Origin of the sequence: Bradyrhizobium sp. (assembly GCF_047605465.1) — a bacterium.
GTDB lineage: Bacteria > Pseudomonadota > Alphaproteobacteria > Rhizobiales > Xanthobacteraceae > Bradyrhizobium.
The window spans coordinates 1-18578 of record NZ_JASGFS010000006.1 but is presented as its reverse complement, the minus strand read 5'-3'; the positions used below and the strand labels follow the sequence as shown (position 1 = coordinate 18578).

Annotated in this window: 19 protein-coding genes and 1 tRNA gene; 18 read left to right on the top strand and 2 right to left on the bottom strand. The window is 61.6% G+C overall.

The window, feature by feature from the left end; genetic code table 11:
- Positions 1 to 2: 2 nt before the first annotated feature.
- Together otsB and QM712_RS08310 are read left to right on the top strand one after the other, a co-directional pair.
- Positions 3 to 827: a trehalose-phosphatase gene (gene otsB, locus QM712_RS08315; protein WP_415022594.1), complete on the top strand. Its 825-nt coding sequence runs from the start codon at positions 3 to 5 to the stop codon at positions 825 to 827.
- Between the two features lie 249 nt (positions 828 to 1076).
- On the top strand, positions 1077 to 2540 hold the full coding sequence (locus tag QM712_RS08310) for a trehalose-6-phosphate synthase (RefSeq protein WP_415022593.1): 1464 nt from the start codon (positions 1077 to 1079) through the stop codon (positions 2538 to 2540).
- A 105-nt stretch (positions 2541 to 2645) separates the two neighbouring features.
- Here QM712_RS08310 and QM712_RS08305 read toward each other — a convergent pair whose 3' ends face one another.
- Complete coding sequence (locus QM712_RS08305) at positions 2646 to 2987, bottom strand: hypothetical protein (RefSeq protein WP_415022592.1); 342 nt, start codon at positions 2985 to 2987, stop codon at positions 2646 to 2648.
- A 196-nt stretch (positions 2988 to 3183) separates the two neighbouring features.
- On the opposite strand from QM712_RS08305, the gene QM712_RS08300 reads away from it, so the two are divergent.
- From QM712_RS08300 to QM712_RS08275, 6 genes are all read left to right on the top strand, one after another.
- Positions 3184 to 3273: transfer RNA gene (locus QM712_RS08300), tRNA-Ser, on the top strand.
- A 164-nt stretch (positions 3274 to 3437) separates the two neighbouring features.
- Positions 3438 to 4661 carry a tyrosine-type recombinase/integrase gene (locus tag QM712_RS08295; RefSeq protein WP_415022591.1) on the top strand — a complete coding sequence of 408 codons (1224 nt, stop codon included), beginning with the start codon at positions 3438 to 3440 and terminating at the stop codon, positions 4659 to 4661.
- A gap of 240 nt (positions 4662 to 4901) precedes the next feature.
- Complete coding sequence (locus QM712_RS08290; protein ID WP_415022590.1) at positions 4902 to 5141, top strand: helix-turn-helix domain-containing protein; 240 nt, start codon at positions 4902 to 4904, stop codon at positions 5139 to 5141.
- Between the two features lie 736 nt (positions 5142 to 5877).
- On the top strand, positions 5878 to 7857 hold the full coding sequence (locus QM712_RS08285) for a ParB/RepB/Spo0J family partition protein (protein ID WP_415022589.1): 1980 nt from the start codon (positions 5878 to 5880) through the stop codon (positions 7855 to 7857).
- Positions 7858 to 8595: 738 nt separating this feature from the next.
- The gene (locus QM712_RS08280) at positions 8596 to 8907 is read left to right on the top strand and encodes a DUF736 domain-containing protein (RefSeq protein ID WP_415022588.1); all 312 of its coding nucleotides are present in this window, start codon (positions 8596 to 8598) and stop codon (positions 8905 to 8907) included.
- A gap of 366 nt (positions 8908 to 9273) precedes the next feature.
- The gene (locus QM712_RS08275; protein ID WP_415022587.1) at positions 9274 to 10470 is read left to right on the top strand and encodes a DUF932 domain-containing protein; all 1197 of its coding nucleotides are present in this window, start codon (positions 9274 to 9276) and stop codon (positions 10468 to 10470) included.
- Positions 10471 to 10634: 164 nt separating this feature from the next.
- Here QM712_RS08275 and QM712_RS08270 read toward each other — a convergent pair whose 3' ends face one another.
- Positions 10635 to 10880 carry a helix-turn-helix domain-containing protein gene (locus QM712_RS08270; protein WP_415022586.1) on the bottom strand — a complete coding sequence of 82 codons (246 nt, stop codon included), beginning with the start codon at positions 10878 to 10880 and terminating at the stop codon, positions 10635 to 10637.
- 168 nt (positions 10881 to 11048) lie between these two features.
- Between QM712_RS08270 and QM712_RS08265 the strand changes: the two genes are divergently transcribed.
- The 10 genes from QM712_RS08265 to QM712_RS08220 all read left to right on the top strand — a co-directional run.
- Positions 11049 to 11321, top strand: a complete 273-nt coding sequence (locus tag QM712_RS08265) for a DUF2285 domain-containing protein (protein ID WP_415022585.1) — start codon at positions 11049 to 11051, stop codon at positions 11319 to 11321.
- Between the two features lie 164 nt (positions 11322 to 11485).
- Complete coding sequence (locus QM712_RS08260; RefSeq protein WP_415022584.1) at positions 11486 to 11680, top strand: transcriptional regulator domain-containing protein; 195 nt, start codon at positions 11486 to 11488, stop codon at positions 11678 to 11680.
- A 67-nt stretch (positions 11681 to 11747) separates the two neighbouring features.
- Entirely contained in the window at positions 11748 to 12257 is a 510-nt protein-coding gene (locus QM712_RS08255; RefSeq protein ID WP_415022583.1) for a DUF2285 domain-containing protein, read from the top strand.
- A 133-nt stretch (positions 12258 to 12390) separates the two neighbouring features.
- Positions 12391 to 12672 (top strand): helix-turn-helix transcriptional regulator, encoded by a 282-nt coding sequence (locus QM712_RS08250; protein ID WP_415022582.1) that lies wholly within the window; start codon positions 12391 to 12393, stop codon positions 12670 to 12672.
- Positions 12673 to 12693: 21 nt separating this feature from the next.
- Positions 12694 to 13575, top strand: a complete 882-nt coding sequence (locus QM712_RS08245) for a replication initiator protein A (protein WP_415022581.1) — start codon at positions 12694 to 12696, stop codon at positions 13573 to 13575.
- 289 nt (positions 13576 to 13864) lie between these two features.
- On the top strand, positions 13865 to 14329 hold the full coding sequence (locus QM712_RS08240; RefSeq protein ID WP_415022580.1) for a DUF2840 domain-containing protein: 465 nt from the start codon (positions 13865 to 13867) through the stop codon (positions 14327 to 14329).
- Positions 14326 to 14838: a S26 family signal peptidase gene (locus QM712_RS08235; protein WP_415022579.1), complete on the top strand. Its 513-nt coding sequence runs from the start codon at positions 14326 to 14328 to the stop codon at positions 14836 to 14838. Before QM712_RS08240 ends, QM712_RS08235 begins: the two co-directional genes overlap by 4 nt.
- 173 nt (positions 14839 to 15011) lie before the next feature.
- Complete coding sequence (locus tag QM712_RS08230; RefSeq protein WP_415022578.1) at positions 15012 to 15734, top strand: lytic transglycosylase domain-containing protein; 723 nt, start codon at positions 15012 to 15014, stop codon at positions 15732 to 15734.
- A gap of 385 nt (positions 15735 to 16119) precedes the next feature.
- Entirely contained in the window at positions 16120 to 17883 is a 1764-nt protein-coding gene (locus tag QM712_RS08225) for a relaxase/mobilization nuclease domain-containing protein (RefSeq protein ID WP_415022577.1), read from the top strand.
- A gap of 36 nt (positions 17884 to 17919) precedes the next feature.
- Positions 17920 to 18578, top strand: a 659-nt coding sequence (locus QM712_RS08220; RefSeq protein ID WP_415022576.1) for a type IV secretory system conjugative DNA transfer family protein, incomplete at its 3' end; no start/stop codon positions are given.

Here is an 18578-nt window from a genome sequence, read left to right as displayed (position 1 = left end):
CTATGACATCGGAACTGGCGGAACGGCCATTGAACGACGAACGAATCATGCGCGACGGCAATGATGCTCCGGAAACGGTGCCGGTGCCGCATGCGCTTGTGCCGCATTTGAACGAGACGGCGATCCTGCTCGACATCGACGGCACGCTGCTCGATCTCATGCCGACGCCGCGCGAGGTGTGGGTGCCGCCGGGCCTGTCGGACACGCTCAACCGGCTCGTGGAGCGTACGTCGGGCGCGCTGGCGCTGGTCAGCGGACGCTCGCTGAACGACATCGACCTGATTTTCGCGCCCGACGTCTTTCGCGCCGTGGGTGGCCATGGCGCGGAAATGCGCCTGTCGGTGGGGCATGAAGCCGACGACGTGCACGCGCCGCCGATGGACAAGGAGTTGAAGCGTCGGCTGGCCGCGATCGCGAAGCTCAGCCCGGGCATTCTGCTCGAGGACAAGGGCTATTCGCTCGCGCTGCATTATCGCCTCGCGCCGCATGCGGAGAAGGCGATCTTCGAGGCCGTGTCGCTCATTCGCGCCGACCTGCCCAACGCGCCGATCGAGGTACTGCCCGGCAAGTTCGTCTGCGAGATCAAGCATTCCGGATTCAACAAGGCGAGCGGCGTGCGCGAATTGATGAAGCATGAGCCGTTCAGGGGACGGCGTCCGATCTTCATCGGCGACGACGTCACTGACGAGACCGTGTTTGCGATCATGCCAGACATGAACGGGCTCGCTTTCTCGGTAGGCCGTCGCGCCATGGGTGTGAACGGTCACTTCGATGCGCCGAGTGATGTGCGCGAGTTCCTTGCGCGTCTGCTCGACGACACGCGGTAAAACCAAGGCGCCGCCACCTCAGAGACATAATGTCGCTCGATGTCGCTCACGCGGTTCCATCGCGGGAGCCATTCGCGTTGCGCGACGTCGCTACGAAAGCTGTCTTTGCAGGAGATTTTTGGGTTCCGATGGAAAAACTGGTTCCAACGCGCGCGCCTGATTTTGGTTTCAATTCGTTGAAACGGTGAACAGGAACCATATTGATGAACGGCAGTTAAACGGGGTGGAATGAACAGGAGGGGACGACCTGTGAACTTAGTTGTCGTTTCGAATCGAGTTGCGCGCGGCAAACCCAATGAGCCCATGACGGGCGGCTTGGCTGCGGCGTTGCTTCCCGTGGTGGAAAATTCCGGTGCCATCTGGGTCGGTTCCTCCGGCCGCGTGCGCGATGGCCATCAGAAGGAACCGTTCGCCGAGGTGGAAGCGCTCGGATCGGGTGCGATTGCGACGCTGGATCTGCCGGCGGCGCACTACGGTGGTTATTACGAAGGCTTCGCCAATTCGGCGCTGTGGCCGGCGCTGCATTCACGCAGCGACCTGATCCGCGTTTCCCGCGACGACTATGTCAGCTATCGCGAGGTCAACGCCTTCATGGCGCGTGCCTTGATGCGTTTCCGCAAGAGCCAGACCGCCTTCTGGGTGCAGGATTATCATTTCCTCGCGCTCGGTGCGGAGCTGCGGGATCTCGGCGTCGACGATCCGATCGGCTTCTTCCTGCACACGCCGTGGCCGGTTGCCGCCGTGATGCAGGGCGTACCCAATCATCGCGAGCTGATCACGGCGATGCTGGCCTACGATCTTCTCGGCTTCCAGACCGAGGAGGATTGTCAGAATTTCCTGGGTTATGTCGCCAGCGAGCTTGGCCTCGCCGTCGAAGACGGCGTTGCCGTCTCGCAGCACGGCCGCACGCGTTGCGAAGTGTTTCCGATCGGTATCGATGCGGAGAAGTTCGCGCAATATGCCGCGAAGTCGGCTTCTCATCCGGACGTGTCGCGCCTGCGTCGCAGTCTCAACGGCGAGCGGCTCGCGATCGGCGTCGACCGGCTCGATTATTCCAAGGGGCTGGTCAACCGCATCAGCGCGTTCGACCGTCTGTGGACCGAACACCCGCAGTTCCAGCGCAGCATTTCGCTGCTGCAGATCGCGAACCCGTCGCGCGGCGGCATCGAGGCGTACGGCAATCTCCAAAACGACGTCGCGCGCCTGGTCAGCGACGTCAACGGTCGCCATGGCGAGGTCGACTGGACGCCGATCCGCTATCTCAACAAGGGCTTCAGCCAGGCCGTGCTTGCGGGCCTGTATCGCACCGCGCAGATCGGCGTGGTAACCCCGCTGCATGACGGCATGAACCTTGTCGCAAAGGAATATGTCGCGGCCCAGAGCCCGGCCGACCCCGGCGTGTTGGTGCTGTCGAAATTCGCCGGTGCCGCCAACGAGCTCGAGACCGCGCTGCTGGTCAATCCGCACGACATTGATGGAATGGCGCGTGCGATCGCGACTGCTGCCGCGATGCCGCTCGCCGAGCGCAAGATGCGCTGGGAAGCGATGATGAAGACGTTGCGCGGTCACACCATCCAGCAATGGTCCGCCGATTTCGTCGCCGAACTCGAGAAGTGTCGGCTTGCAAAGGCCGCCGTTGCCCCGCTCGCCGCTCAACCGCCGCAGGCGCTGCGCTGGCTCAAATCGGCGATTTCAGGCGTGAGGCTGATCTGAGGCTTGGCGCCGAGGCCGCGCTTCTCAGTCGTCGCCGCGTCATCCGCACACACAGGACGTAGCTGTTCGGGAGAAGCCCGGACGTGACTCTGCGAACGCGCTACTTCAATAGCAGTACGACACGCCGTCCAGGATCGCGCATTGCCGCGTGTTCGGCGCGTTGGGGTCATCCAGCGGCACCATGCCCTTGCCCTGGCCGACGAATACGCCGGGACCGACATGCACGGAACTCTTGTTGCCGATGATGACGCTTGGATGCGGCGCTGCGCTTGAGCGTGTGCCGTCCGGCCAGAGGATGGCGTCACCCGAAAGCACTCCGCGCCGCCCGTCATCGCAGCTCACATCGACGCCCTGTCGGGTGCAGACCTGGGCGGCGGCCGGCCCGGCGGCTGCGGACCCCAGGACCCAAATCAGGCTCAGCGCAGCGATCGTCTTGCAGGTGGTCATGGCGTCCCCGACCGGGTTTGGCGCTCTCAAGTGAATCGTCGCGCCAAACCCGTCAAGGGTTCAGCCGGCCGGCGGTTCCGAAGTGCTGGCGGTTGGCCAATATTCTTAAATAAATACAATCGGTTGCGGAAATTTCACCTGATTTACCCGCGATCCCTTGCAAAATCGTCGGCGCCCCTTCAAGAGAGGGCGCTCCGGAGAGATGGCCGAGTGGCTTAAGGCGCACGCTTGGAAAGCGTGTGTGCGGGAAACCGTACCGTGGGTTCGAATCCCACTCTCTCCGCCACTACACTGTTCTCCTCTGTAGCCGATTGTTCGAATCGAGAGCAAAAACAACGAGTAGCGCGACAAAGGCTGTCGCGGCTAGTGCCGCGATGTTACCCCTAGTCACCGCACAAACCGTAGCTTTTGACCGTGGGTTCGGAGGACGGATTCCGCGATGGAGCACACATGCCCGGCAAACTCAAGCCCCTCGACGTCGAACGCGAAACTCGGCCTGGCAAATATCCCGACGGCGACGGACTCTACCTCGTTATCGCGAGTGCCTCATCGAAGAACTGGAGCTACCGGTACTGGAAAGACGGGAAGCAGCGCTGGCTCGGCCTAGGGTCGGTCAAGGACGTGTCGCTAAAGGACGCTCGCCTAGCTCGAGATGCGGCGCGGCTCCGAGTGAAAGGGGATCGAAGCACGCCTGGCGTTGACATCGTGCAACAGAAGCGAGCGGCGCGTGAGGAAGCGAAAGCGGTAGAGACCAAGGTCAGCCTGCCTACCTTCGAGCAATGCGCCGAAATCTACATACGCGAGCACTGGTCGACCTGGAGCAAGAAGCACCGCAGTCAATGGCCGTCGTCGCTCAAACGGTACGCTTACCCGACAATCGGAAAACTCACGATCCCGGAGATCAAGCCCAGCCACGTTTATGAATTGTTGCGGCCAATCTGGGTGGAGAAGCGAGAGACGGCCAATCGTGTCCGCGGACGGATCGAAACCATCATCGCGAAGAATGTCGATGTTGACGACGCCGATTTTCGAAATCCCGCCGAGCTCACCAAACAGCTACGCGAGAAGCTTCCAAGGCGACCGAAACGCGTCGTCCGACATCATCCTGCACTGCCCTATGCCGAAGCACCGCAATTCGTGACGGGACTCGCAGCCGCAGCTGGCACAGCCGCAAAGATGCTGCGCTTTGTCATCCTCACGGCCTGCCGTACCAACGAAGTAGTAGAAGCCCGCCGGTCCGAGATCGATCGGCCATCCTCCGCTTGGAAGATCCCTGGCGAGCGCATGAAAATGAACCAAGACCACGTCGTCCCGTTGTCAGCTCCCGCTGTTGCCATCCTGGACGAGCTGCGCGACGGCGCCGAGGACGAATTAATCTTCCCGAATCCCGAGGGTGGAATATTTTCGGAGAATTCGATGCTCGCCGTGCTGGACCGCATGGGCTACGGCCACGTCACGGTGCACGGTTTTCGTTCAACGTTCGCAACATGGGCCGAAGAGTGCACGGACTATCCTGATGGAGTTCGCGAGGCAGCGCTCGCGCACAAATACAAAACGGAGACCACGGCAGCCTACCAGCGCGGGCAAAAGCTCGAGAAGCGACGCGCCCTCATGAAAGACTGGGCGCAATTTCTTCAAGGATCCAACGTTTTCCGCCTTGGCGAAGTGAGCTAAACCATATTGGACAGCTCAACCAACCAATTCGCAAGAAGTTGGTTTTGCTCAATCGCCTTGTCAGCGGTTCGGGACGATTTGGGAAGCTGCCGATCACAACAACAAATCGAAGCCGTCGGCCCCATCGAGCGCGAAGTCGTGCGACTTAGCATCCGAAAATGCGCTTGTCCCCTGAGGGCATTGCGCAGCAAATCCGTTCTGGCAAGCTCAGGAACGTTCGGGAATAACAGGATGCTTCGTATGTCTCGCGTCATGCCTATCGCGTTGGAGGCCCCGCTCGTAGCATCGCCGAATCAGACGATGAGGGCGATCCAAGTCTCTCGTAAAAAGCTTTACGAGCTTATCAACACCGGCGAGTTGGAGAGCTATACCGAAGGCAAATCGCGACGTATCACAGTCGAATCGATCAATAGCTACATCGAGCGCCGACTGGCCGCAGAAGCGGTTCGGCGCGGCCGCGCTTCCTCCGCTGAAAATTGACCACCGCCGTCTGGCGATTTCATGCGCGATCGCGCTGCGCCATTCCATGACTGCAAATCATTTCTCTTTGACGCGCTGATCGAAGCATGCGAGGAGCCCCCCGATTCGTGCCCTGACTAAGCTGGCCTTCGGTGAGGCGCGTGCGGCCAGAGCCGCACCGGGCTCTCGTGAAGCGAGCCGCGTAGCGTCTCGGCCGTGCGGCTTCGATCCCTCGCGCGACATAATGAGTCGCTCGCCGGAGGCACTCGCCCTCGGGCCCGCCGTCATTGCATGCCGGCGTCGCGATCACTGCCCTTCGGATCGGGTGCCTTCTTAACCGGTCTCGCGACTGCACTCGATCCCGGGTCCCGCCGCTGCGCGTCGGCGCTATGCTGACCCTCCTGCGGGTGCCTCTTTTGATTTTCTCACTGTTATTTGTCTTAACCTGCTGACTTACCCAACATTCTGACGCTTGAGATCTAATGGGCTCCGCCCCTCGCGCGCACCAGGGTGAAGCGCCGGCTGTCGCCGGCGCCGCTCCGATCGGTCTCCCCGGTCTTCCGCGCTTTCGCTGGTCTTTCACCCTCTAGAACAACTGAGATGCGCCCGTGCAGACCCGCTCTTTGAGCGGCCCTTTCGGGCGGGTGATCCCCCTCCGCTTGGATCGCCCTGGCACTTGCTACCCCCGGTCTCGCCGACGGGCAGGGGCGCAGGCGCGGAGTGCGCCCTGCACCCATGAAAGCAAGGGAGATTGATTATGTCGGCCAAGCACGTTGAAACCATCCCCGAGAGCGGGACGGAGATGTTCATTCCGCTCAACAAACTCAAGAAGTCGCCGAAGAACGCGCGCAGGACGCCCCACAGTGAGGCGGCGATCGAGGCGTATGCGGCGAGCATTGCCGCCAAGGGCATCTTGCAAAATCTGGTCGTGGAACCAGAGTTGGACGGCGAGGGGACCGCTACGGGGTTCTATTTCGTGACCATCGGCGAGGGCAGGCGGCTTGCCCAGCTTTTGCGGGTGAAGCGGAAGGAGATCAAGAAGACCGAGCCGATCCGCTGCATCATCGACACTGCGAACGATCCGCACGAAATCAGCCTGGACGAGAACGTCACCCGGGAAAACATGCATCCCGCAGATCAATTTGAGGCCTTCAAGAAGGTGGCGGAAGAACGGGGCTTCGGCGCGGAGGAAATCGCCGCCCGCTTCGGTGTGACGCCACATGTTGTGCGTCAACGCCTGCGGCTCGGCGCGGTCTCCCCGAAGCTGATGCAGGTCTATCGCGACGGCGATCTCACCCTTGAACAATTAATGGCCTTCGCTATCAGCGACGATCACGTCCGGCAGGAAGGTGTCTATGAGCGGCTATCTTATAACCGTGACGCCAGCACCATCCGCCGCATGCTCACCGAAACCCATGTCGCCGCAACCGACCGCCGCGTGCGCTTTGTTGGGATCGAGGCCTACACGGAAGCGGGCGGCTCGATCCTTCGGGACCTCTTCACCGAAGATCGCGGCGGGTATCTCGAGGACGTGGCCCTGCTTGATCTATTGGTGACTGCAAAGCTTGGCCGTGAAGCCGATGCGGTGCGGACAGCCGAGGGCTGGAAATGGACGGAAGCCCAGCTTGATTTCCCGCATGCGCACGGCATGCGGCGAACCTACCCGCATCAGGTCGAGCTTTCGGCGGAAGATCAGGCCGCTCTTACAACGGTGCAGACGACATTCGACCGGTTGACGGAAGAGCATCAGGGGGCCGAGGAACTTGCTGACGACGTGGATGCGCGGTTCGGTGAGCTTGAGGCCGAAATCGAGCGGCTGGAAGCGAAGCGGCAAGCCTATGAGCCTGACGACATCGCGCGCGGTGGCGCTTTCGTGATCCTCAATCACGACGGCACCATTCGGATCGAGCGCGGGTTCATCCGCCCGGCAGACGAGAAGCCCCAAGCCGAAACCGAGGAGGGGAGCGACGCGCAGGCACCCAACGAGGGCGGCGAGACAGACGGCCCAGCGTCGCAGGGTGATGATGGGGAAGAAGTCGTTGCCGAGGAAGAGGACGACGACCGACCGCTATCTGACGTTCTCGTTCGGGACCTCGCCGCCCATCGCACCTTGGGACTGCGCCTCAATTTGAGCGAACAGCCCGAAATCGCGATCGTGGCGGTGACGCATGCGCTCGCGGCGCAAATCTTCTATCTCGGTGCAGATGCGCATGTCGTCGGCATCCAACCGGTCAAGACGGATTTGGCTGGGCATGCGGACGGCATCGAGGATACACCGACCGGCAAGGCTTGGGCGGATCGCCACGCCAATTGGGCAAGGCAAATGCCCCGGGACGTCACTGGCCTTTGGACCTTCGTGGCCGAACTCGACCACGATAGCCGCATGGCCTTGTTTGCGCATTGCATCGCATTGACCGTCAATGCGGTGAAGTTGCCGTGGGAGCGGCGGCCGCGCGCCATGGCGACAGCCGACCGGTTGGCGGAAGCCGTGTCTCTCGACATGACCGGATACTGGCGGCCGACGGTGCGCAGCTATCTGGGTCGCGTCACCAAGGCGCGTATTCTGGAGGCGGTTTGCGAAGGCGTAAGCGGCGAGGCGGCCGAGCGCATGGCGGATATGAAGAAGATCGATATGGCGGAAGCCGCCGAACAGTTGCTGGCGGCAACCGACTGGCTGCCGTCTTTGCTGAGGACGGCCAAGCCCAAGGATCAGTCAGATACGCAAGACGAGACGTAGAGCAGTGATGCGTATTCGCAGGCCGCAGAATGAGGATTGAGCCGGGGCCGCGCGAGCGGTCCCGGCAAGTTCCAAAATTTCGGCCGCACGCCTGATCGGCGCGCGGCCGATTTTTTTTGCGCACAGCGGCGACCATTGCACGGAAGCCCCGCCATGTTTGAGGCCTCGATCAGTCTGATCGACGCCGTCTGCGGTGGGTTAAGGGATCGTCCTCTCGTGCTGGCCGATCAACAGCGAGCGAAGAGCGCGGACGAGATTGATCGTCTGATGACTGAAGCATCGTACTCGATGCCGAGCGGATCACACCAGCGGCACCTTCGTCGTGGCACGCGCGAACGCGATGGAGGGCGCTAGCGTTGGCAGGAGTGCGTTTTCCTCGCCGTTGATGCGCCGACGTCAGCATGTGTCCGATCGATTCAGCAGCGTCCTTGTGTTGCGCCTGTGTCGGCCGCCATGGTGGTCTCCGTCAGTTCGTTCATGGCGCGTCCAACGCAACCTCGAATGGGCTGATCAGGCCCGAGGGCCGGCAAGAGCCTCGATCGCCTTCCCGCAACGGCTGCGCCTACTTTTTTCCCCTGCCGCGAAGGGGCGGCATCCTCGCGGGAAGACAAAAAAGCAGGCTATCGCCGTCCTCCGCTGGCGCTGCGGGCCTGAAGGCTGCGGGCCGATCGCTCCTCGGGCCAAGGATCGCCATCGAGGCTGCGATAGGCGCGGCCCGAGCAACAAACGGAGACCACCATGGCTACCATCGGCACCTTCACCGCTTCGGACAACGGCTACATCGGCTCGATCAAGACGCTGACGCTGAACATCAAGGCACGGTTCGCCGCATCCGATAAGGACAACGAGAAGGCGCCCGACTACCGCATTTTCGCCGGTGTGACCGAGTTCGGCGCTGCCTGGAAGAAGACCGCCCGCGACAGCGACCGCGAATACCTCTCGGTCAAGCTCGACGATCCGAGCTTCCCGGCCCCGATTTACGCCTCGCTGGTGAAGGTCGAAGGCGATGAGGGCTTCACCCTGATCTGGTCCCGCCGCAACGGCGACTGATCCTTCGGGATCATCGGCTCCGCCTCCTCGGAGGCGGGGCTTATTGCATTTCCGTCACCGCATTGCTCGAAGGCAGGAAGAGCATATTTTCTTTGAAGAGATTGCTAAGGGCTCCGCCCTCGCGCGGGCAAGGGTGAAGCACGGCACACCGTGCCGGCCGGAGCGGTATCCCCGGTCTTCCGCGCAAAGATCATCATGACGACGACGTCGTCAGGCGCGTGCAGACGCGCGCCGCTGGCGCGCCCTGGCCAGGCGGGTGATCCCCCTCCGCTCCGGCCGCCCTTGCCCTTGCTACCCCAGGTCTCGCCGACGGGCAGGGTTGCAGCGCAGCGCTGCGCTTCAACCTCAGCCCATAGGAGAACGACCATGAACATGATGACCTGGTCCCAAAGCGAACAGCCTGCTCCCGGCGGCTTCCGCGTGGATATATCACGCGGCCAGCGGATCGGCCGCGTGTCGTCCGAGTGGTTTGCGCGACCGGATGACGAGCGGTTTCTGAATTTGCCGGACCTTTATGAATCGGTGCGAGGCCGAGCCGAGCGCGCGCAAGCGCGCACGGTGGAAAGCCGGGCGATCCGGGTCGAGGCGAGCCGGGACAATCCCGAGCGGCTGGCCCTGACAGTGCCCGGACGCGACGAGCCGGTGGCGCCGACACATTGGAGCTTTGGCCAGCTGTGTACGCTGGTCGGTGCGCCGACCTCCTATCTGAGGCAGCTTCCCGCGGCCTTGTCCGCCATCAACCTGCAACACGGCTTGCTGTCGCATCGCACCGAGCTCGTGAAAACCTTGGAGACCAATGGCGGACGTGTTGAGCTTCGTGCCGTCACCGGGCCGGACTATGGCCGTATCTGGGATCATGAATTGGTCGCGGCCGTCATGAGGATCGCGGGCAACGGCACGGGTGACACGCGTTGGAAGGTCCCGGGTGTGATGGATTGGGCGACCATGACCCACAATCCCTTTGTGGACGTGACCAAGGACACGACGACGCTCTACGCCAGTGATCGCGACGTGTTTCTGTTTCTGGTCGACGATACCAACCCGATCGAGGCGGGACGCCTGCCGGATGGATCACCGGACTTGTATTTCCGGGGATTTTATTGCTGGAACAGCGAAGTAGGTAGCAAGACGCTAGGGATTGCCAGCTTCTACCTCCGCGCTGTCTGCATGAACCGCAATCTGTGGGGCGTGGAGAATTTCGAAGAGATCACCATCCGGCATTCGAAATTTGCCGCGCAACGTTTCGCGCACGAAGCTGCCCCGGCTTTGACCAGCTTTGCCAATTCCTCACCGGCGCCATTCGTCGCTGGCATCAAGGCGGCTCGTGAACGGATCGTTGCCCGCACGGACGAGGACCGGGAGACGTTCCTTCGTAAAGGCGGGTTTTCCAAATCCGAGGCCGCGAAGATCATCGAGACCGTTTTGGGCGAGGAAAATCGTAAGCCGGAAAGCATCTTTGATTTCGTGCAGGGCATCACCGCATTGGCCCGCGTCAAGACGCATCAGGACACCCGCCTTGAGCTAGAAGGGAAGGCGAGGCGCTTGATGGAGCGCGCAATCTAGCAACGGTTGCGCGGCTCGCCCAATGACCTCATGTGTCGCCGCCGATCCGGCTTGCTGGATCGGCGGCGGCGACGCGTATCCGCGTCCGGCGCTCGCCGGGCCTCCGGCCCGGCTCGCCAAAGTCAGGCTCTACGATTGTTGAAAATGGATTCCCGACGAGCCGATCACTTCCGCTTAGCGGGCTTTGGTCGTTCGGCTCGCGCCTCTTCGTCTGGGAGAACTAGATCGACGTGGCTGACGCCCAACGTGCTGGCGAGTTCAAACAAGGTTACGACAGTTGGATTACGGCGACCGCGCTCCAGGTCACTGATATACTGCTGCGTGAAACCGGACACTTCGGCGAATTTCTCCTGCGTGAAGCGCTTCTGCTTCCGCAGTCTTGCGAAATTCCGACCGACCAACTTGCGCATGTCCATTCGCGCAAGTTGCGTCTTTACATACTATGAGGTTTATCTCCTATAGTGTGTATTTCAGGTTGTTCGCTGGTCGGCTAAGTCGCAATGAGGCTAAAATGAGACGTCGGGACAATCTCGGCCTCCCTGGGAGATTAGAATCATTCGCTGTTTGTTGGGACGGTCATGACTAAACCGCAGCTAGATCCTGACGTCGCGGATGTCGCGCCGAACGAGCCGACGCTGACGGTCTATGACGAACAGCATGTCGTTACGTACATTCGCCTTCTGCAGGCGGAGGGTCAGGGCGCGGACTGGCGCGAGGTTGCTCGAATAGTCCTACACATCGATCCGGGGCGCGAGCCGGAACGTGCGCGGACGGCATATCAGAGTCATCTTGCGCGCGCCAAATGGGTGACCGAGCAGGGGCGTCTCTTGCGCGGCGCCGGCTCAAAATAGAAGAGAGTTGCCGACTAGAGGCTTGCAGCCAGAACGATTTTCTCTGGCTGGCCGGTGGTCATTCTCATGCACCACGTGGTGCCAAACTAGGGGCTTCCTACAACCGTCTCGTTCATAACTATTGCGCCGCAATCCTTGTTGGTTGCGTGCAATGGGCGGAAGCAATGCCTGAATTCGACTGGCGATCGCCGGATTCGTTTAAGAGCCTAGAGAACGATGAGATGACTCACATCGCCTGGGAAGGGCTTCGTATGAATGTGGACTACCAACGCGATTACGAAACGATGATTGCGAACAGCCCCGATGGCGAAGTGACCGAAGAATTCAGGAGGAGGTGGGGCATTTGCTTTCGCCCATGACCCGCAAAAGTCCTCCAAAGAACAGGTAATCTTTTGGACACCTGAGGTTCTGGCGTCCGTTGTCCCCGTGACAACAGCGCAGGCTGTTGATCGCAAGTCAACGTCTCAACAGTTGCTCGATCTTGCAGCCGGACAGGTGTGCCGCGCCGCCGACGGTTGGCACGCGGTGCTGCACATTGGCTCGACGGAGCATCGCATCTGGTCGAAACAGCCGCTGACCGCAGCCGCTCACTACGCCGCCGAGTTGCCGCTCGACCGTGATTTCGAAGCGCGCGCGCACGCTGCTACGCGGCTGTGGCGGGCGATGAATGGACGTGCACCAGGGCCTGGCTTTCATCGCCTGTCTAAACAGCGGCGCGAACGACTATGCGCGGCTCTTCGCGCAGTCGCTGCGTACCTTGCTGGCGCGACCTATCGCAGCATCGCTGAGACTCTGTTTGGCGGAAGGCGCATACCCGATCGTGCCTGGAAAACGCACGATTTGCGCAGCCGAACCATCCGTCTCGTGCAAAGCGGCCTCGCGTTCGTGCGCGGAGGCTACCGCAAACTTTTGCGGCCCGTGCTCAGGGACAAGTAGCGCCCGCCCCCCAAGGGTGCCGAAAATCGATCCCCCAATATTCGGCATCCCCCTCCGAGAGCTTGCTTCTCCATGATGACCGCATACACGCCGCTCCGCCATTCGTAGCGCGCTGTCATCCTGGAGTTCTCCAATGTCCGATCCGATAGCCGGCCTGCCACCGCGTTTCCTGCGTACACCGGAGGCCGCGCGGTATCTTGGTCTTTCCGGTCGTACGCTCGAGAAGCACCGCACGTACGGCACCGGACCCACCTATCGGAAGATCGGCGGGCGTGTCGTCTACGCCCTGGATGACCTAAAAGCGTGGGCCGATCTCGGCGCCAAGACGTCAACGTCAGATCCCGGTAAAGGCACTGTGCTGCCGGCCAAGAGGCATCCGGTCCTGCGTCCCTATGCAGGCCAGGAACGTCGCTGATCACGCGTGAGAGCAGTGACAATGCGACGCAAACACCAGTCCGAGCGCGACCAGCTTGACCTCTTTCGGGCTTTGCCCGGTGATCTCGCGCCGCGCGACGCGCAGGATTTGATGGCTTATCCGTTCTTTTCGCTCGCAAAGACCAAGCGCATTGTGCCGATCGACTTCCGTGCCGGTGCAATCGCAATTCGTGTCGAAGCCGTGCCGGAGCACGGCATGGCGACCATTTGGGATGCCGACGTTCTGATCTGGGCTGCCTCCCAGATCGTCGAAGCGCGTGACGCAGGTCTGAAGACGTCGCGTCTGATGGCTGCAACCCCTTACGAGATTCTGACGTTTGTCGGCCGCGGTACCAGCGCGCGCGACTATGACCGGCTGAAGGCGGGTCTCGACAGACTTCAGTCAACGACCGTGATGACGTCGATCCGACAAGCGACAGAACGGCGACGCCGTCGCTTCTCCTGGATCAACGAGTGGAAGGAGACTTCCGATGTAAATGGTCGCCCATTTGGACTCGAATTGATCCTGCCTGATTGGTTCTATGCCGGCGTCATCGATGACGCGCTCGTGCTGACGATCGACCGTGCCTATTTCGAGCTAACGGGCGGACTTGAGCGGTGGCTTTATCGTCTTGTGCGCAAGCACGGCGGTCGGCAGCACGGTGGCTGGAGTTTTGACCTTGTGCACCTCCACGCCAAGTCCGGCATCATCTCACCACTCAAGCACTTCGCTTATGACGTACGTCAGATCGTCCAGCGCCAGACGTTGCCCGGCTATCAGCTCGTGCTCACACGCGATCCGAACGGCACCGAGCGACTGAACTTCGCGCCCACGCCTGTTGATCCCCTAACGGCACGCTTGCGCCGGCGCGGTCTGTTTCCAAATTCGGAGGACAACCTGTGAATCAGCTCGTGCTATCGGGGACCGCAACCCTCGTGCTATCGGGGACCCGATCCTCGTGCTATCGGGGACCGGAATCGGGCTTAAGAGCTTGTTTTTCCGCGCTTTCCAGTCGCTCTAACTTTACTAACCAGAAATCCTTCGGATTTCTTCTAACGGAACAGGCCACAAGCCGCGTTGAAGGCGACCGCCAATGGCGGGCCGTCGGTCCTGCTTGCCTTCACAGATCGCACAAGCACTTCGCCGAGCCCAAAGCTCACGGGTCGCAGTTCGAGCTTCAGGGAGCGGCAGCATGAGCGGTCTCACGGAAGTGGAAGTGTTGTGGCTCGAGAAGCGGATTGAAAACCGCATTCGGTTCGGTCGCGTCGTACGGGAAAGAAAGCTCGATTGTCACCGGCGCGTCTTGTCATTCGCGCCAGGCAGCATCTTTTCCTTCGTCCGTTGGACATCGAACGACTTTGGGACGATCATTTCACGGATCGACATCTTGCGCGCGGTCGCACCAGGTGAGCGCTGTTCGACGGTACCATATGTCAGGCCGGGCGGAGAGATTCTGCTACGTCTCTCTGGCTGGCCGAAGGTCGAACGAGTGTTGCAGATGACCGACGCCATCGAGGCGCTCGGCATCGATCTGGCTGATGTTGCGCCCGATCACTGGCATCACGTTCACAACCATCTGTCCGTCAACGAAAACCCGCGCCCCTATACGAGAGCCCGCCACCAGGCATGGCTTCATCGAAAGAGGGTGATGCGATGACGCCGCGGATCAAGACGTTGATCACGATGTTCGGCGGTGCCGTCGCACTTATCGTCCCAATCGTTCTGGACATTACGCCGTCCTACATCTGGAATGCGTCCGAGAGCGTACCGATCGGGCTCTACCGTGTGCAGCCAGCAGACAAACTATTCGTTACGGAACTCCTCGCCCTACAGCCACCTGAGCCGCTCGCGACCTTCCTCGATCTGAGCGGCTACCTTCCGGCTGGATTGCCGATGCTCAAACGCGTGCTGGCGCTTCCCGGGCAGACCGTTTGCCGAAATGGACTCACCATTTCGGTTGACGCCATTGAAATAGCCGATGCCCGAGATCGCGACGGCCGTGGCCGTCCCCTCCCGAAATGGCAGGGCTGCCGCGTCGTCGGTGACGGCGAGCTCTTTGTCATGAACTGGCAGTCCATCAGCTCGCTGGATGGCCGCTATTTCGGGCTCTTGCCAGCATCGGCTGTCATTGGCCGCGCGCGGCCGGTGTGGACCTGGGAGGATTGATGGTGCCCGTGTTGAGTATCCGAACGGCTATTCCTCTGTTCGGCCAAGTGCTGCACCATTCCTCCGTCCCGACCGACGATTGCACAGCCGTTGCGCGCAGCGGCGGTCCAGGGCGGCCGAACGGCCGGCGCGAAGCGGCTTTACCCTGGACCGGCGCGAGCACGACGGCATGCTTGCGCTTGTTCGAAGGGAGCCTGTGCGCTGTCGTACCGTTGTTCATCGTGCTGGCCGTGAGTAACGCCGCTGCTGTCGCCGAGACGCGACCCGCGGAGCCTTCAGAACGTCATCAAGCTGGCGATCCGCTTACGAAGTTTATCGAGCAGGCCTCGCGCCGTTTCGGCGTGCCCGCGCGCTGGATACGCGCAGTCCTAGACATCGAAAGCGCCCAAGACGCGCGTGCAACGTCACCGAAAGGTGCCATTGGCCTAATGCAAATCATGCCGGCGACTTGGGCGGAACTTCGCGAGCACTACAATCTCGGGAACGATCCCTACGACCCGCACGACAACATTCTGGCCGGTACGGCCTACTTGCGCGAACTGCTCGATCGGTATGGCTCGCCTGGCGTGTTTGCCGCGTACAATGCGGGACCATCTCGCTATGAAGAGCATCTCGCAGGCGGCACTCTGCCAGACGAGACACGAGCATACGTCGCAAAGCTTGCAAACCTGCTTGCCATCAAACTGCCGCCGATGTGGACGTCCAGCGGACAGTCATCAGCAGCTGCAACGCTATTCGTCACGCGATCCGATCTCATGAAAACGCGTGATCGGTTGCTGGCGTTCATGCCCTCGAGCGGTGTCACGACCGCAATCCCGGCGCCGGATGTTTCGCCCATGGTCCCCCGGACTATTGGCGTGTTCGTCCCTCGATCGGATGCGGAAGTATCGCGATGACCAAGTGTGCGTGCTCGCAAGCTGATGGCGTATGGGCGATGCCTTCGGCCCGCGCTCTACTCGTCGCTTCGCTCCTCACCAAGCCACCCTTCGGGTGTCTCGGCCCTTCGGGTAACGATCGCTATCGCAAGCGCTCGGAAGCAATGGGGGCTTCGCGAGTTGGCTGCCAAGTCGCGGCAACTCTTTCGGGAACCAGCGACCAGGAGACCACGACGGCGGGACGGCGAGATAAAAGGGGCTCACCGGTCGAACCGCAAGCCATTGGCATGGCTTGGGTTCTACCGTGCCGGTCGGTCGGGGCGCGTGCCGCGCCCTTCATTTTCGCGAATGCAATGAAAGGCGATTTCGGCACCATATGCGCTTTTGATCGTTGGGAGGCCCTGCCGTGAGCGCGGGCGACAGCGATCTGCGTATTCGGCCCGGGCGCATCCGCAGTACCCGCGCGCCAAAGCAAAAGAGCTTCATCAACCAGGTGCTGCGGGCGGCGAAGAAGGCCGGACACACCTCGGGTCAGGCCGCAACTGGCAGGCGTTCTGCGGCCTATGGGCGCTCGACGTTTGGCCGGGGGCGCCTCGCTTTTAGCCGCGCCAGGTTGTTCAAGCCGACCCGGCGCGTTGTGGTGAAAGCGCGCGCGGTTCGGCACAAAGGGCGAGCCTTCCGCTCAGCATCATTGACCGCCCACCTTTCATATCTGAAGCGCGACGGCGTGACCCGGAGTGGTGAGCGGGCCGAGATGTTCGATGAGGGCAGCGACCGCGCCGATAGCGCAGCTTTTGCAGAACGGTGCAAGGACGACCGGCATCATTTCAGGTTCATCGTCTCGCCGGAGGACGCCGGCGAGATGACCGACCTGAAGGCCTTTACCCGCGACCTCGCCAGGCAGATGGAGACCGATCTCGGCACGCGGCTCGATTGGGTGGCTGTCGATCACTGGAATACCGACAACCCTCACGTCCATCTTCTCGTTCGCGGCGTAGATAAGGAAGGGGCGGATCTTGTGATCTCTCGCGACTACATCGGCCAGGGCCTGCGCTCACGCGCCGAGGAACTGGTCGCGATCGAACTGGGTCCAAACCCGGAGCACGAGATCCGCAATTCGCTGGAGAGGGAGGTCACGGCGGAACGATGGACGCGGCTCGATCGGGAGATCCGGCTCGCAGCCGATGAGACCGGCACGATCGATCTTCGCCCGGAGGATCCCGGCAAGTCCGATCCCGAGATCCGGCGCCTGATGGTCGGTCGTCTTCAACATTTGGAGAAGATGGGCCTTGCTGCCTCCGCCACACCAGGGGAATGGATGGTCGGGCTCGAGGCCGAGCGTAACTTACGCGACCTCGGCATGCGCGGCGACATCATCAAGACCATGCATCGCGCCTTTACCGAGCGTGGGGAAGCGCGCGGCGTTGCCGATTACGTCATCGAGGGTGGACAGCCGACATCACAGATCATCGGTCGGCTGGTCGATCGCGGATTGCATGACGAACTGACTGGCGAGGCCTATGCCTTGATCGACGGAACAGACGGACGCGCGCACCACGTCCGCTTCCGAGGGATCGAGTCCTTCGAACACGCACCACCGGTCGACGGCATCGTCGAGGTGCGACGCTTGGGTCAAGCCGGCGATCCGCGGCCGACCGTGATGCTGGCGATCCGCTCCGATCTCGATATCGCCGAGCAAATCACCGCGAAGGGCGCGACCTGGCTCGACCACAGGCTGGTCGAACGCGACCCCATGCCGCTCGCCATGGGCGGATTCGGTCGCGAGACTCGCGACGCCATAGAAGCCCGTACCGAGAATCTGATCCAGGAGGGCCTGGCGCGACGGCAGGGCCAACGCATCATTTTGCAGCGCGACCTCCTGAACACGTTGCGCCAGCGTGAACTGGACGAGGTGGCAACAAAAGTCTCGGCCAATACCGGACTGCCTCAGATGAACGCCGCCTCCGGGGAGCACGTGGCGGGCACGTACCGCCAGCGGCTGACGCTCGCCTCGGGACGCTTCGCCATGATCGACAATGGGCTCGGCTTCCAGCTCGTGCCCTGGTCGCGCGAACTCGAAAAGAAGCTCGGCCAACACGTCACCGGCGTCGTGAAGGACGGCGGTGGCATCGAATGGGGCTTTGGTCGGAAGCGCGACCTCGGCCTCTAGCAATCAGTCCAAATCAGTTGCGGAAGGACGTTCGGGATGTCCGGAACCAAAATCCTCTGGGGCCAGGTGATCGTCGTCGGCCTGATCGTCTTGCTGGCCATTTGGGGAGCAACCGAGTGGACGGCCTGGCAGCTCTCCTGGCAACCGGAGCTTGGGCGGCCCTGGTTCGAACTATTGGGCTTCAAGATCTATTACCCGCCGATCTTTTTCTGGTGGTGGTTTGTCTTTGACGCCTATGCACCTCAGGTTTTCGTCGAGGGAGCCTTAATTGCAGCGTCGGGGACCTTCGTTTCGATCGCGGTGGCGATCGGCATGTCGGTGTGGCGGGCGCGCGAAGCCAGGAATGTCGCGACCTATGGTTCGGCGCGCTGGGCTGGTCTGGAGGAGGTGCGGGCGGCTGGACTTCTCGGCCCGGATGGTGTGGTGCTCGGAAAACTCGATCGCGACTACCTCCGCCATGACGGACCGGAACACGTACTCTGTTTTGCACCTACCCGATCCGGCAAGGGTGTCGGACTTGTCGTCCCGTCCCTGCTGGCTTGGCCCGGCTCGGCCATCGTTCACGACATCAAGGGCGAGAACTGGCAGCTGACCGCCGGCTTCCGCTCGCGGCATGGACGCGTCCTCTTGTTCGACCCGACCAACCCAAAATCCTCAGCTTACAATCCGCTCCTTGAGGTCCGCCGCGGGGAATG